Origin of the sequence: Pseudoalteromonas citrea, assembly GCF_000238375.3 — a bacterium.
GTDB lineage: Bacteria > Pseudomonadota > Gammaproteobacteria > Enterobacterales > Alteromonadaceae > Pseudoalteromonas > Pseudoalteromonas citrea.
The window spans coordinates 127,778-141,298 of record NZ_AHBZ03000022.1 but is presented as its reverse complement, the minus strand read 5'-3'; the positions used below and the strand labels follow the sequence as shown (position 1 = coordinate 141,298).

At 43.8% G+C, this 13,521-nt stretch carries 12 protein-coding genes; 5 read left to right on the top strand and 7 right to left on the bottom strand.

What is annotated here, in order from left to right:
- Positions 1 to 96 precede the first annotated feature (96 nt).
- Together rnr and rlmB are read left to right on the top strand one after the other, a co-directional pair.
- On the top strand, positions 97 to 2,574 hold the full coding sequence (rnr, locus tag PCIT_RS15165) for a ribonuclease R (protein WP_010366608.1): 2,478 nt from the start codon (positions 97 to 99) through the stop codon (positions 2,572 to 2,574).
- Between the two features lie 5 nt (positions 2,575 to 2,579).
- Positions 2,580 to 3,320, top strand: a complete 741-nt coding sequence (gene rlmB / locus PCIT_RS15160; protein WP_010366606.1) for a 23S rRNA (guanosine(2251)-2'-O)-methyltransferase RlmB — start codon at positions 2,580 to 2,582, stop codon at positions 3,318 to 3,320.
- A gap of 73 nt (positions 3,321 to 3,393) precedes the next feature.
- On the opposite strand, the gene yjjG is transcribed toward rlmB, so the two are convergent.
- From yjjG to PCIT_RS15145, 3 genes are all read right to left on the bottom strand, one after another.
- Positions 3,394 to 4,071 (bottom strand): pyrimidine 5'-nucleotidase, encoded by a 678-nt coding sequence (gene yjjG / locus PCIT_RS15155; protein ID WP_010366604.1) that lies wholly within the window; start codon positions 4,069 to 4,071, stop codon positions 3,394 to 3,396.
- 8 nt (positions 4,072 to 4,079) lie between these two features.
- On the bottom strand, positions 4,080 to 4,619 hold the full coding sequence (gene yjjX, locus PCIT_RS15150) for an inosine/xanthosine triphosphatase (protein ID WP_010366602.1): 540 nt from the start codon (positions 4,617 to 4,619) through the stop codon (positions 4,080 to 4,082).
- A 257-nt stretch (positions 4,620 to 4,876) separates the two neighbouring features.
- Positions 4,877 to 5,776: a phosphoribulokinase gene (locus PCIT_RS15145; protein WP_010366600.1), complete on the bottom strand. Its 900-nt coding sequence runs from the start codon at positions 5,774 to 5,776 to the stop codon at positions 4,877 to 4,879.
- Between the two features lie 127 nt (positions 5,777 to 5,903).
- Between PCIT_RS15145 and PCIT_RS15140 the strand changes: the two genes are divergently transcribed.
- On the top strand, positions 5,904 to 6,767 hold the full coding sequence (locus PCIT_RS15140; RefSeq protein WP_040697873.1) for a hypothetical protein: 864 nt from the start codon (positions 5,904 to 5,906) through the stop codon (positions 6,765 to 6,767).
- 74 nt (positions 6,768 to 6,841) lie between these two features.
- A complete protein-coding gene (galE, locus tag PCIT_RS15135; RefSeq protein ID WP_010366596.1) occupies positions 6,842 to 7,858 on the top strand; it encodes a UDP-glucose 4-epimerase GalE in 1,017 nt (338 codons plus the stop codon).
- 86 nt (positions 7,859 to 7,944) lie between these two features.
- On the opposite strand, the gene recG is transcribed toward galE, so the two are convergent.
- The 3 genes from recG to asnC are packed head-to-tail and all read right to left on the bottom strand — an operon-like array spanning position 7,945 to position 11,250.
- Positions 7,945 to 10,032, bottom strand: a complete 2,088-nt coding sequence (gene recG / locus PCIT_RS15130; RefSeq protein ID WP_010366594.1) for an ATP-dependent DNA helicase RecG — start codon at positions 10,030 to 10,032, stop codon at positions 7,945 to 7,947.
- 15 nt (positions 10,033 to 10,047) lie between these two features.
- Positions 10,048 to 10,746: a tRNA (guanosine(18)-2'-O)-methyltransferase TrmH gene (gene trmH / locus PCIT_RS15125; protein ID WP_010366592.1), complete on the bottom strand. Its 699-nt coding sequence runs from the start codon at positions 10,744 to 10,746 to the stop codon at positions 10,048 to 10,050.
- A gap of 45 nt (positions 10,747 to 10,791) precedes the next feature.
- Entirely contained in the window at positions 10,792 to 11,250 is a 459-nt protein-coding gene (gene asnC, locus PCIT_RS15120) for a transcriptional regulator AsnC (protein WP_010366590.1), read from the bottom strand.
- Between the two features lie 186 nt (positions 11,251 to 11,436).
- Here asnC and asnA point away from each other — a divergent pair, with 186 nt between their 5' ends.
- Positions 11,437 to 12,435 carry an aspartate--ammonia ligase gene (asnA, locus tag PCIT_RS15115; RefSeq protein ID WP_010366587.1) on the top strand — a complete coding sequence of 333 codons (999 nt, stop codon included), beginning with the start codon at positions 11,437 to 11,439 and terminating at the stop codon, positions 12,433 to 12,435.
- Between the two features lie 118 nt (positions 12,436 to 12,553).
- Here the strand turns inward: asnA and PCIT_RS15110 are convergent, their stop codons facing one another.
- Positions 12,554 to 13,462, bottom strand: coding sequence for an IS5 family transposase (locus PCIT_RS15110; protein ID WP_192992810.1), 909 nt, complete (start codon positions 13,460 to 13,462; stop codon positions 12,554 to 12,556).
- Between the last annotated feature and the right edge of the window lie 59 nt (positions 13,463 to 13,521).

The window sequence follows — 13,521 nt, the reverse complement described above, 5'->3', positions numbered from 1 at the left end:
TGCTGCTGGGCTACATAAAACTTTAATTGTCTGTGGCTGTCTCATTGTTCGATTTTGGGTTAAAATAACGACATAACTCCATTAACAAGATAGTGAATGTCAAAACAGGATCCTTACCTTAGCCGAGAGCAAGATAAATACGAAAATCCAGTTCCCAGCCGTGAATTTATTCTAGAGCACATTAAAAAAGTGTCAGCAAAAGCGGCGACCTTTAGTCACCTTTGTAGTGATTTGAATGTTTTCGAATCAGAGCGACAAATTGCCTTTAAACGTCGTTTACGTGCTATGGAACGTGACGGTCAATTACATTTTAATAAGTTTAAACGGTATGTGATCCCAACCGATGATGGGTTGGTCAAAGGTCGAGTGATTGGGCATCGTGATGGCTTTGGATTTTTGGTGGTTGAAGGTGAACCTAAAGATTGGTTTGTTGCAAAACATCAAATGAATATGGTTTTGCACGGCGATATTGTTCTAGCCAAAGCGGCAAGCCGCGGTTCTGGTGGCAAAGTCGAAGCGCGCATTATAAAAGTACTCGCAGGTGAACGTGCACCAATCGTCGGGCGTTATTTTGTTGAACATGGCACTGCGGTTGTGGTGGCTGAAGATCCGCGCATTACGCAAGATATCATTATATTACCAGGCAGTGAAAATGGTGCCCGCCATAACCAAATGGTGCAGGTTGAGATCACACAAAGCCCAAGCAGACAAATGAACGCGGTGGGTAAGGTACTTGAAGTGCTGGGCGACCACATGGCGCCAGGCATGGAAATTGAAGTGGCTTTACGCAATCATGACATTCCACATGTGTGGCCAGAAGCGGTGTTAGAGCAAGTTGCGAAACATGGTGAGTTTGTTGAAGAAGCAGATAAAACAGGGCGAGTTGATTTACGCGACTTGCCTTTAGTTACCATCGATGGTGAAGACGCCCGTGACTTTGATGATGCCGTTTATTGCGAACGCAAAAAATCAGGTGGATGGCGCTTATGGGTTGCCATTGCCGATGTGTCTCATTACGTACCAAAAGGCAGTGCGTTAGACAAAGAAGCCATTGAGCGTGGTAACTCAGTGTATTTTCCTGAGCAAGTGATCCCGATGCTTCCAAAAGTGTTGTCGAATGGATTGTGTTCATTGAATCCAGAAGTTGATCGCTTGTGTATGGTGGCAGAGATGACGGTATCAGAAGCGGGTAAGCTGTCTGGTTATCGTTTTTGTGAAGCGATCATGAATTCTCATGCGCGCCTTACCTACACTAAAGTGCATGCTATTTTGCAAGGCGATGAAATACTGCGTGAACAATATGCCGCGATTGTGCCGCATTTGACTGATTTACAGCAAATGTACATGGCACTGAAGTCGGCACGTCAGACTCGTGGCGCCATCGAGTTTGAAACCGTTGAAACACGCTTTGTGTTTAACGCTCATCGTAAAATTGAATCTATCGTGCCCTTGGTGCGTAACGATGCGCATAAGTTGATTGAAGAATGTATGATTTTAGCCAATGTATCAGCGGCTAAATTATTAGAAAAGCATGAAGCACCCGCACTATATCGTATTCATGATGAGCCGGATCAAGAAAAACTCAGTCATTTTAGACAGTTTTTAAACGACTTGGGTATTGAGAGCTTATTGCCTAACGACCCTGAGCCAAAAGAATTAACGGCGGCACTGGCACAATTGGGAGATCGCCCAGAAAAAGAATTGATCCAGACCATGTTACTTCGTTCGATGAAGCAAGCAGTGTATCAGGCTGATAACATTGGACATTATGGATTAGCGTTGTCTGCATATGCGCACTTTACGTCGCCTATCCGCCGTTACCCTGATTTGGTGGTTCATCGAGCGATTAAAGGCATATTAGCAAGCCAAGGCCAGCAAACATCGGGTGCCTATGTTTATGAGAATGATGAAGTCGATAGGTTAGGTGAGCAATGCTCTACGACTGAACGTCGTGCTGATGATGCGACCCGAGAAGTAGCTGATTGGCTCAAATGTGAATACATGCAAGATCATGTGGGTGATGAGTTCTCTGGGGTTGTGTCATCGGTGACCAACTTTGGGCTGTTTGTTCGCTTAGATGATTTACAAATTGATGGCTTAATTCATGTTTCGAACTTAGGGCAAGAGTACTATCAATATGATGGGGCGAAACATACCTTAATCGGTGAGCATTCTCATTCTGTGTATCGTTTGGGTGATAAGCTCACGGTGACAGTGGCGTCAGTTAGCTTAGATGAGCGCCGAGTTAACTTGGTATTGGCGGGAGAGGCTGTACCTGATAGATATGCTCGTCGACGTGCAAAACCACAGACTCAATCAAAACAACATACACCAAGTAGTGTGCGTTCACAGTTAAAAGCAGGTAAAATCCCCGGCAAAGATAAGCAAGACGAGCAGGGTAAGCAGCCTAATAAGCCTAATAAAGGCAAAAAGACGACACCGAAAGGTAAGCTGAAAAAAGCTAAGTCGTCGGGTGCTGAAGTCACTAAAGGCAAAGCTAAACCCAAAGCCAAGAAAGCCAAAGCAAAACGCCCTGGAAAAAACGCCCGTAAACGTAAAAGCACTGGAGCATAAACGCAGTGAGTAATGAATTAATTTATGGTTTTCATTCTATTGAAGCCATTTTAAACAAAGAGCCTGAGCGCTTTTTAGAGATCTATGCATTAAAAGGGCGTGAAGATAAACGCTTAAACCCCATCATTAATGAAGCACGTAGATTTGGCATTTCGGTGCAGTTTATGCAACGTAAAGCGTTAGACAACAAATCAAAAGGTGAGCAACATCAAGGTATTATTGCCAATGTAAAAGCGGCACGTACTTACAGTGAACGTGATTTAGATGACATCATTGCCAGAGAAGCAAACCCCTTCTTTTTAGTGTTAGATGGGGTCACTGATCCGCATAACCTCGGCGCTTGTTTACGCAGTGCTGATGCGGCAGGTGTGCATGGCGTGATTGTGCCAAAAGATAAGTCGGCAAAATTAACGGGTACCGCTCGTAAAGTGGCCTGTGGTGCTGCAGAAACGGTGCCTTTGATCCAAGTCACTAACCTTGCGCGTACTTTACGTGATATTAAAGAAGCCGGTGTTTGGGTTGCGGGTACCGCTGGCGAAACAGACACCCATGTGTTTGATGCCAGCTTAACGGGTCCAATTGCAATCATCATGGGGGCAGAAGGAGACGGCATGCGCCGTTTAACCCGTGAACATTGCGATATTTTAGTGAAAATTCCTATGGTTGGCACGGTGTCAAGTTTGAACGTGTCAGTGGCAACTGGGGTGTGTTTGTTTGAAGTGTTGCGTCAACGTAACGCGGTATAACTCACCGACAGTGTTATTCTTGAGGTTAGAGAACACTCTAACCTCATCGTCTTCTTTTTCTTGTGTTACTTAACTATTCCTCAGCCAGCAAACGGGCTAATTCAGTCAATGAGCGCACACTATAAGTAGGCTTTATGTCAGCTGGGCATGTTTGATTTGGGTGCTGTAACCAACAGCTATCAATACCAAACTGGTTCGCGCCCAAAATGTCGCTACTTGGGGTATCTCCAACCATCAGTACTTTAGATTTATCTGGCTCACCAAAAAGCGATAAAGTGTGTTGAAAAATCTTGGGATCAGGCTTGGCAATGCCGACCAATTCAGAGATAACCAAATGCTCAAAGTGTGCTGTAAGGCCGGTGTGATCTAATCTACGCTGCTGTAATGCGGCAAACCCATTGGTAATGATCCCGAGCTTGGCTTTACCCTGTAACTGGGTTAATAATGCGCGCGCACCGGGTAAAGGTTCGCAAATCGACGCCATTGCTGTTAAAAACCCTTCATTGAGTTGCTCCGCAGGTACAGTGAGCTTGTTGGCCCACAATGAAAAGCGGGTAACTTGTAATGTTTTGGCATCGATTCGACCTGCCTGATAGTCTAGCCATAATGGTGCATTGACCTGCTGATATTCTGTAAAGTGCTCAGCAGTAAATGTGACCCCATATTGTGCGAACATGGCTTGCAACCCTGCAAACGCATTAAAGCTAAACAGGGTTTCATCAGCATCAAATAAAATATGTGTGTATTTCATAGTACCCTTTATTGATTGTCGAACAGCTCTACGTGAATGAAAGGCGCCATAGCCAAGGTTAAGGCTTGCGTGTAAGTACTTTCACGCGTTGCTAAGTTGTTGGTAAGCAAACCAATCGCACCGCCTTTTTGCTTTATGTTGGTGGTGTTGAAGGTTTTGTCCATCACAGGCCCAAGCTCCTCTCCTGCGATCAGTGCGTCGAATATAACTTGAGGAAGCGGTAGGTTACTGCTGCGATTAACACTGGTGTGCTGTGAGTTTGCTATTACGACATAAGCAAATGTGGCTGGCCCATAGCTAAATTGGTGTGCGCCACCTTCCATTGCACAGTAATAATCGGCTTTGTGATGCTGCATTAAATACTCGACTCGATTTTGCGCGCCAAGTCGTGTTTGTTCTTCCCCTAACGGTTGTTCAGGCACCAAAGAAGGTGCATGTAGTCCTTCGCAATGGATGGTTTTATCAGGAAAGTAATTGCTAAAAACCTGCTTTGCAGCATTTATTTTTATTGGGTTTTGCGAGCCAACTAAGATGCTTAACTGTGTCATTGAAATCTCGTGCTGTACAAAAGAGCAAACAGTGTAAGCTTGGTATTATTTACCCGCAAGTTAAATAACCTCAGGTTTGGATAAGGGTTTTGGAATAGAAAGTGTTTTGAAAACAAACATACGTACAATCCAATGATGATATTTCGATCAATATCAAGGCGCTTTTATGCAGTAAAAGCGGGCTATTACAAATGAAAGCAACGCCGAGAGTGAGAAAAATAGCTTTATTGGGCAAATTCGCTTATCCAGAGCTGAGGTTAAATAGGTAAGTCGACCTGTACCATACTTTCTAAGGCGCGCTTTTTGAGTAATAGGTCTTTGATAAGCGGAGTTAATACCAGCTCCATTGCTAAGCCCATTTTCCCACCTGGTACCACAAGGGTGTTCATTCGAGACATAAAGCTACCTTCAATCATTTGCAAATAATAGGGAAAATTAACGTCGTCGATACCACGAAAGCGGATCACCACAAAACTTTCATCTAAAGAGGGAATATCTTTGGCGCTAAATGGGTTTGACGTGTCGACAGTCGGCACTCGTTGAAAGTTGATATGGGTACGTGAGAATTGGGGAGTGATGTGGGTAATGTAATCATCCATACTGCGTACAATCGAGCTCATCACGGCTTCGCGTGAATGGCCGCGTTCGTTGGTGTCACGGATCATTTTTTGGATCCACTCAAGGTTGATAATTGGCACCATACCAATGAGTAAATCAACGTGTTTAGCAACGTCATGTTCTTGTGTTACTACGCCCCCATGGAGCCCCTCATAAAAAAGCACATCGGTATTTTTATCAAGCTGTTGGTAGGGTGTAAATGTGCCGGGCAGCTGATTATACGGCACAGCGTCATCAAAAGTATGCAAATACCGGCGAACACGACCTTCACCGAGTTGACCATAGTTGTCAAATAACTCTTCTAGCGCACAGAAGTCATTGGCTTCTTTGCCAAAGTAGCTGATGTGTTTGCCTTCTTGTAGTGCTTCACGTTTGAGCTTATCCATTTCTGGGCGGGTATAACGGTGAAAGCTGTCCCCTTCAATTAATGCGGCATTAGCATCAAGACTACGAAAGATATGTTTGATAGCATTGGTGGTGGTGGTTGTACCTGCACCAGAGCTACCTGTAATGGCTATTATCGGGTGTTTTTGCGACATATTCGCCTCATGATCTCAGTAATTGGGAACGTTTGTGAAATTGATGTTACCTGATGCCGACAAGATAGCAAGCTTTGTGCTTTGTTTGGCAAGTGGTTATCATAGGCTAAAAAAGACAGGGAATATTATGAAGGTTCTAGTTTTTATCAGTGCACTGTGGGGCGCATTCGCCAGTACCCACGCCATTTCGGCGATGCCAAGTAGTCAGTTATTTATCGCGGAAAAAACGACACAAGGCGTTAAAGTTAAAGCTATTACTACAGGTGATAGTTATCACAATCAGCCACTTACAACCGATAGTGGCGTGTATTTTACCAAAGAGTTAAGCACTCAAGAGGGCAGCCAAACAGATTTGTTTTTCTATGACTTTACCTCGCAGCAAACGCGTAACCTGACCAATACCCCCGTCTCTGAATATTCACCGACTTTGTACTCTCACGATGATGGCTTATCAACCATAGTGGTTGAAAGTACGGGTAAACAACGGCTCTGGTTTTACCCATTTGATAGCGCTCGCAAAGCAACGCCGCTATTGGCGCATATAGATCCTGTGGGCTATCACGTATGGGGTAATGATCAAGATGTGATGTTATTTGTGTTGGGCACGCCCCATGAATTGCACTTCACTGATATCAATGGTCATTTACCTAAATTAGTTGCCAAAGACATTGATAGAAGCTTAGCGTTTAATAAAGCTAAGCAGGTTTATTCATTTACATATCATAAAAACAACCAGTTATGGCTAGCAACGTATTCACCAAAAACACAATTAGTGACGTCGCATTTTGTACTACCGAAACCAGTTCGAGACTATACCTGGTTTGATGGAGATACTGTTGCCTATGCGGTGAATAATCGTATTTATACGCGTTCTATCACTTCTCCTAAAGCGGTATCACAATGGATGAATTTAACCCAATATTGCAATACACAAATATCGCGGCTGAGTTACCGTGCAGAGAAGTTGGCATTTGTTTGCAGTACGCGTTAATTATTGCTGAAAAATACGTGCTTGTTGTCTAAAATACGCAGCAAGTATCATGAATGATGAAAGAAAGGCAAGGCATGGCTATTTTAGTAACAGGTGGTGCAGGATATATTGGATCACACACAGTGTTAGAGCTTTTGAATGAAGGTGAGCAGGTTGTGGTGGTTGATAACTTGTGTAATTCATCTTCAGAGTCGCTCACCCGCGTTAAAGATATTACAGGTAAAGACGTGGTATTTCATCAAGGTGATATTTTAGATAAAGCCTTTCTAGATAACGTTTTCCAACAACATGGGATTGATCAGGTAATCCATTTTGCAGGCTTAAAGGCCGTAGGTGAGTCTGTTCGTAAGCCGGTTGAATATTATCAAACCAATGTTCAAGGCACATTGACGTTATTGGATGCGATGCGTGATGCGGGCGTGTTTAAGTTGGTGTTTAGTTCATCAGCAACCGTTTATGGCGATCCTGCGAGCTTACCAATTCGTGAAGATTTCCCCGTGGGGGGCACGACTAACCCCTATGGTACGTCTAAATTAATGGTTGAAATGGTTTTACAAGATGTGGCTAAGTCAGACCCGCGTTGGGCCTTTGCTATATTGCGTTACTTTAATCCAGTGGGTGCCCATGAATCTGGCCGCATTGGTGAAGACCCTAACGGTATCCCGAATAATTTGTTGCCGTATATTGCACAAGTTGCGGTAGGTAAGCTAGAAAGCCTAGGGGTGTTTGGCAACGATTATGACACGGTGGATGGCACGGGCGTGCGAGATTACATTCATGTAGTAGATTTGGCTTTAGGGCATTTAAAAGCGCTGACACAAATAAATCGGCATAGTGGTGTGCATATTTATAATTTAGGCACAGGCAACGGCTATTCTGTGTTACAAATGGTGCAGGCATTTGAAGCTGCTTCTAATAAAGCGGTACCTTATACGATTTCACCGCGCAGAGAAGGTGATATCGCGGCCTGTTATGCAGCCCCAGAAAAAGCACTTACGGAGCTGAAATGGCAAGCAGAGCGAGGTATTGATGTGATGATGCAAGATACTTGGCGTTGGCAAAGTGGGAATCCACAAGGCTATAACGCATAAGCGCATTTTTTGCAGGTATGCATTTCAAGTAAAAAGCCCCATATTGGGGCTTTTTATTTTTAGTGATGTTATTCGAGTTAACGTGGTTATGCCATGGCCAGTTCAGACTTGGCACCAAGCCAGCGCCTGACTAAGGGATCAATACTATCAGGGTGGCTTTTCATCAGCGTAAATGCCAGTGGGCGTACTTGGTTTAATAAGGCCTTGTCACGGTTTAAATCGGCAATTTTAAATTCTGCAAGGCCAGTTTGTTTAGTACCAAGTACTTCTCCTGGGCCGCGAATTTCTAAATCACGCTCAGCTATCACAAACCCGTCATTACTATCTCGTAACACCCCTAAGCGCTTTTGTGCGGTGATAGACAAAGGAGCATGATATAAAAGTAGGCAGTGGGATGCGATGGCCCCGCGGCCTACTCGACCACGTAATTGGTGTAATTGTGCTAACCCCAATCTTTCTGGATTTTCGATAATAATTAGGCTGGCGTTTGGCACATCTACACCGACCTCTATGACCGTGGTCGCCACTAAAACGTGTGTATCACCGCGTTTAAAGGCTGCCATGATCTCTTGTTTTTCTTTGGCCTTCATCCTGCCGTGTACTAAGGCAATTTTGAGTTCAGGCAATAACTCTGTGAGCTGTTGTGCGGTATCTTCAGCAGCTTGGCATTGCAATGCTTCTGATTCATCAATGAGTGTGCAGACCCAATATACTTGGCGATTATCGTCTACACAGGCTTTTTTTACACGTTCGATGACTTGCTCTCGGCGAGTGTCAGGCACTGCGACCGTCATAATCGGCGTTCGCCCTGGAGGCAGCTCATCAATAACGGACGTTTCTAAATCGGCATAGGCGGTCATTGCTAAGGTACGAGGAATCGGCGTCGCAGTCATAACTAGCTGGTGGGGGTAACAGTCATTGAACTTCCCTTTCTCACGTAATGCGAGTCGTTGATGAACACCAAAACGATGTTGTTCATCAATGATGATCAATGCAAGGTTATAAAACTGCACTTGCTCTTGAAATAATGCATGGGTACCAATGACCATTTGCGCTTTACCAGAACTAATTTGTTCAAGTACTTTTTCACGCTCTTTGCCTTTGGTTTTACCGCCGAGCCAAACCACTTCAATACCAAGCTGAGTAAACCAGTTGGTAAAATTAATACCGTGTTGCTCTGACAGTATTTCGGTAGGGGCCATTAAGGCCACTTGATACCCTTTAGCAATGGCGGTGAGTGCTGCTAGGGCTGCAACCAAGGTTTTACCAGAACCAACATCGCCTTGTACGAGTCGCATCATCGGAAATGGCTGTTGTAAGTCTTGTTTAATTTCTGCCACAACACGGCTTTGTGCATTGGTAGGTGAAAAAGGTAACTCAGCCAAAAACTGGGCTTCAAATGTATTAGTTGGTGGCAAAGACACCGCTTTAACTGCTTGGCCTTTTTGCCTTAATTGTAACAAGCTGAGATTTTGTGCCAGCAATTCTTCAAATGCCAGACGCTGCTGGGCAGGATGTTGACCTAGTTCAAGCTCTGTGAGGTTAATGTCTTGTGGTGGCCTATGTAGCAGAAGTACTGCCTCAGTTAAGCTCAGTTGTGAGGGGCGATATTGACTGGGTAAGTACTCTTCTATTTGATATTTTTCTAGTAGGGCAAGGGCTTTATTGGCGATAGAGCGAATACTGAGTTGCTTCAACCCTTCAGTGGTAGGGTAAACCGCTGTTAAGGTGCTTAGTTCTGGGTCTAATGGTTCACTTTGGCACTCTCTAATACTGTATTCAGGGTGTGCCATTTCAAAGCCAGCACGACCTCTGCGTACTTCACCAAAACAGCGGATAATTTTTCCCGTCGCCATGGCATTTTTTTGTGCGGCGTTAAAGTTAAAAAATCGCAGCGTTAAACGGCCAGTACCATCATTAACCTGACATACCAACATGCGACGCTTGCCCACGGTAATTTGTGTATGCTCTATTTCCGCTTCAATGCTCACATGGCTATGGGCGCTCAATTGCGCGATTGAGTAGGTTCTGGCCCTGTCTTCATAGCGCAGTGGTAAATGAAAAAGCATGTCTTGGACACTGCGAATACCCAATTTAGCCAGTTTTTCAGCCACTTTGGGGCCGACACCTTTTAATTCAGTGATTGGGTAACTTGATAAAGTGGGGCTCGACATACTTTTCCTTGTTATTTATTTTGGGGTACTAAACTTAAGCGTGTTCCAAAAAGTCTCGTCTGCCACAATTTCGCCATCGTCATCTAACTCAGGGTAAGGTAAACCCTTCTCCACACAACGTTCTGCGATAATCGGATGGCAGCCTTCAAACAATAAACGATGTTTAATACCTTCATCAAGCATATCATTACGTTGATAGCAGCCAGCTGCTTCTCGTTGTCTTTGTGCTTCGTATAAAATGAGTGCAGCAGCAACCGATACATTCAATGATTGCACCATGCCTTCCATCGGGATCACAATATGTTGATCAGCATGTGCCAAAGCATCATCTGATATACCCGTACGCTCTTGACCGACGATAATCGCGGTAGGTTTGGTGTAATCAATTTCTCTGAAATCAACGGCACTGTCGCTGAGGTTAGTGGCCAGTATTTGAATGTCTGGATTTTGCGCTCTAATGGCACCAACGGCATCATGAATATCATCGTGCATATGGGTTTCTACCCAGTTTTTACTGCCACCAGAGGTATTATTGGTTAAGCGGCGCTGTTCTTGCGGCCAAACGGCATGGACATGATGGCATCCGACGGCATCGGCAGTACGTACGATTGCTGATAGGTTATGATGTTTATGTACCTCATCTAAACAAACGGTTAAATCAGTTTGTCGCCTATCTAAGACGCGTTTCACGCGGTGGTAGCGTTTATTGTCCATCGTTATACTGCTCACAGAATCAAAATTTTGCCGATTATACCGAAATTATGGGGTAACTTCACGGGCGATGGGGTTTTGCAATGAGATCAATGTTTCGGTGGATTGAATGGCTTCAATTGTTTGAATTTTATTGATCAATACATCTTGTAAATGCTCGATTGAACGGGTCATTACTTTGATGAAAATACTGTAGTTGCCGGTGGTGTAGTAGGCTTCAACCACTTCTTCAAAGTTTTCTAGTTGTGCAATGGTGTCGGGGTAATCTCGGGCATGTTTTAAGTTAACCCCGATAAAGCAGCATACATCATAGCCTAACTTTTTCGCATCAATGGTGACACGAGTTCCTTGCATGATCCCTGCTTGTTTCATTTTTTCAACACGTACATGGATAGTTCCTGCACTGACATTGAAGCGTTTGGCCAATTCTGCATAAGGGGCTCTAGCATTTTCCATTAAGGCATTCAAAATGGATTTATCGAGATTATCGATTTGATAATTATCCAAGGTGTTTCTCATGGTGTTTTATTGATTCATTAAAATATATCTTCTTTTTTTGTATAAAAACATAGGTAATGGTTATTTTTGTTGTTGTATATTGATTTATTGTTTGTTTTTGTTGACGATGAGTTTAAGCCTTGAAGCGCAAGGCAATAAAATTCAACAGGTTTACATTGGGAACGAGGTCCGATTATGAAAACAACTTATCAACAGACACAGCAACAAATTAGCAGCGTTAAACGCCTATTTTCAGAACAATTAGAGCAGCGCTTGGGACTTATGGAAGTACAAGCGCCGATTTTGGCAAAAGTGGGCGATGGTATCCAAGACAACTTAAGTGGCACTGAGAAAGCGGTGTCAGTAAAGGTTAAAGCGATTGCAGATGCCGAGTTTGAAGTGGTGCATTCATTGGCTAAGTGGAAGCGTAAAACATTGGCTGATTATGATTTTGCTGTTGGTGAAGGTTTATACACGCATATGAAGGCGCTACGTCCAGATGAAGATAGTCTGTCACCGATTCACTCTGTTTATGTTGACCAGTGGGATTGGGAAAAAGTAATTTGCACTCAAGCTGAGCGCTCATTAGCGGGTTTAAAGCAAACGGTGAGACAGGTATATCAAGCAATTAAGCATACAGAGCAAACTGTTGCGAGTGAGTTTGGGTTGACGCCGTTTTTACCTGAGTCTATTACTTTTGTACACAGTGAAGAACTGCGTCAGATGTACCCTGACTTTACTGCTAAGCAACGAGAAAAAGCCATTGCGCAGGAGTATGGCGCAGTATTTTTAATTGGCATTGGTGGCGAGCTTGGGGATGGTAAAATTCATGATGTTCGCGCGCCAGATTACGATGATTGGTCAACCCCAACGTGTGATAAATACAGTGGGTTAAATGGCGATATTCTGGTTTGGAACCCAGTTTTAGAAGATGCATTTGAGATATCCTCTATGGGTATTCGCGTATCTCCTGAGGCATTACAGCGCCAATTAAAAATAACCGATGACAGTGCACGCCTAGAGCATGATTGGCATCAGCAATTACTCGCAGGTGGTATGCCGCAAACAATAGGCGGCGGCATTGGTCAGTCTCGTTTAGTGATGCTGTTATTACAAAAGCAACATATTGCGCAAGTACAAGTGGGTGTGTGGTCACCAGAGGTGGTTAGCCACGTTGATTCGTTGTTGAAATAATCTCTCTAAAATGCGCTGTTGAATAGCTTTCATCGCGCATTTCAGCATTATGCTAATTATTTGAGGTTTCAGGGGGCCTTGTTGATCAAATAGCTAACTACCAATCAATTTCTCAGTTTTAACTTTGTTGCTGATATTTGGGCATACCTAGCCCATTCATTTTATTTATTGCCTTCACTTTAATCATCGTTTCAGTATGCTGACTATTGAATTGACGACTTTTCAGCTTATCACCCATTACTTGTTTAAAACGATACATCGCCGTCTCGGCAAGTGAACGAAGATGGTACCCTGAATTCATTTTCCACTGCGTTAACCCTATTTGGTGCATCATAAATATGGCATTGTTTCTGGGGTGTCCTTCTTCCCAGTATTGGGCATTCTCTCTTGGCGGTACCCGCATAATCGCACCTTTTGCTGCGACCTCCTCATAGCAACTGCGTGTGTCATATGCACCATCACCTGTGACTCTGTCTATATTCCTACGCAGTGGCCTGATTAAATCGGCAAGGGCTTCACCATCTGACACATTTACCATCGACAGCTCAGCACCCACAATATCGTGACTTGTCGCATCAATGGCCAAGTGCCATTTTCGCCAAGTTCGGCGCTTAGTCGCACGATGTTTTCTTGTATGCCATTCACCATTTCCATACACTTTAAGGCCCGTGCTATCGACCACAATATCTATAAAGCCTTTGCCTGCGCTTTTTCTATATTGCACATCAAGTGTTTTACTGCGTTTGCATAAACAGCTATAACCCGGTGATTGCAGCGAGGTATCCATCGTAGTAAGTAAGGAATTTACAAACCCTTCTAAGGCCCTGAGTGGCAAATGGAATACGGCCCTTAAGGTTAAACAGGTTTCAATTGCTAAATCAGAATAGTAATTTGAACGACCACGGCCACCGTGCTTTTCAGTATTCTGCCACTTTGAGATGGCACTATCACTTAGCCAAATGTTGATGTTACCGCGTTGAACTAAAGCACGATTGTACTGTGACCAATTCCTAATTTTCTTCTTCATTTCAAGGCATGGGTTAAGGCATTTTATGATCTGATCACACCAAACCAAAGAAGTTCAAT

Excerpts from the sequence above, each read along its gene's own strand:
- rnr (WP_010366608.1), top strand. The coding sequence starts at position 97 with ATGTCAAAACAGGATCCTTACCTTAGCCGAGAGCAAGATAAATACGAA.
- yjjG (WP_010366604.1), bottom strand. The coding sequence starts at position 4,071 with ATGAAATACACACATATTTTATTTGATGCTGATGAAACCCTGTTTAGC.
- yjjX (WP_010366602.1), bottom strand. The coding sequence starts at position 4,619 with ATGACACAGTTAAGCATCTTAGTTGGCTCGCAAAACCCAATAAAAATA.
- PCIT_RS15145 (WP_010366600.1), bottom strand. The coding sequence starts at position 5,776 with ATGTCGCAAAAACACCCGATAATAGCCATTACAGGTAGCTCTGGTGCA.
- PCIT_RS15140 (WP_040697873.1), top strand. The coding sequence starts at position 5,904 with ATGAAGGTTCTAGTTTTTATCAGTGCACTGTGGGGCGCATTCGCCAGT.
- galE (WP_010366596.1), top strand. The coding sequence starts at position 6,842 with ATGGCTATTTTAGTAACAGGTGGTGCAGGATATATTGGATCACACACA.
- recG (WP_010366594.1), bottom strand. The coding sequence starts at position 10,032 with ATGTCGAGCCCCACTTTATCAAGTTACCCAATCACTGAATTAAAAGGT.
- trmH (WP_010366592.1), bottom strand. The coding sequence starts at position 10,746 with ATGGACAATAAACGCTACCACCGCGTGAAACGCGTCTTAGATAGGCGA.
- asnA (WP_010366587.1), top strand. The coding sequence starts at position 11,437 with ATGAAAACAACTTATCAACAGACACAGCAACAAATTAGCAGCGTTAAA.
- PCIT_RS15110 (WP_192992810.1), bottom strand. The coding sequence starts at position 13,462 with ATGAAGAAGAAAATTAGGAATTGGTCACAGTACAATCGTGCTTTAGTT.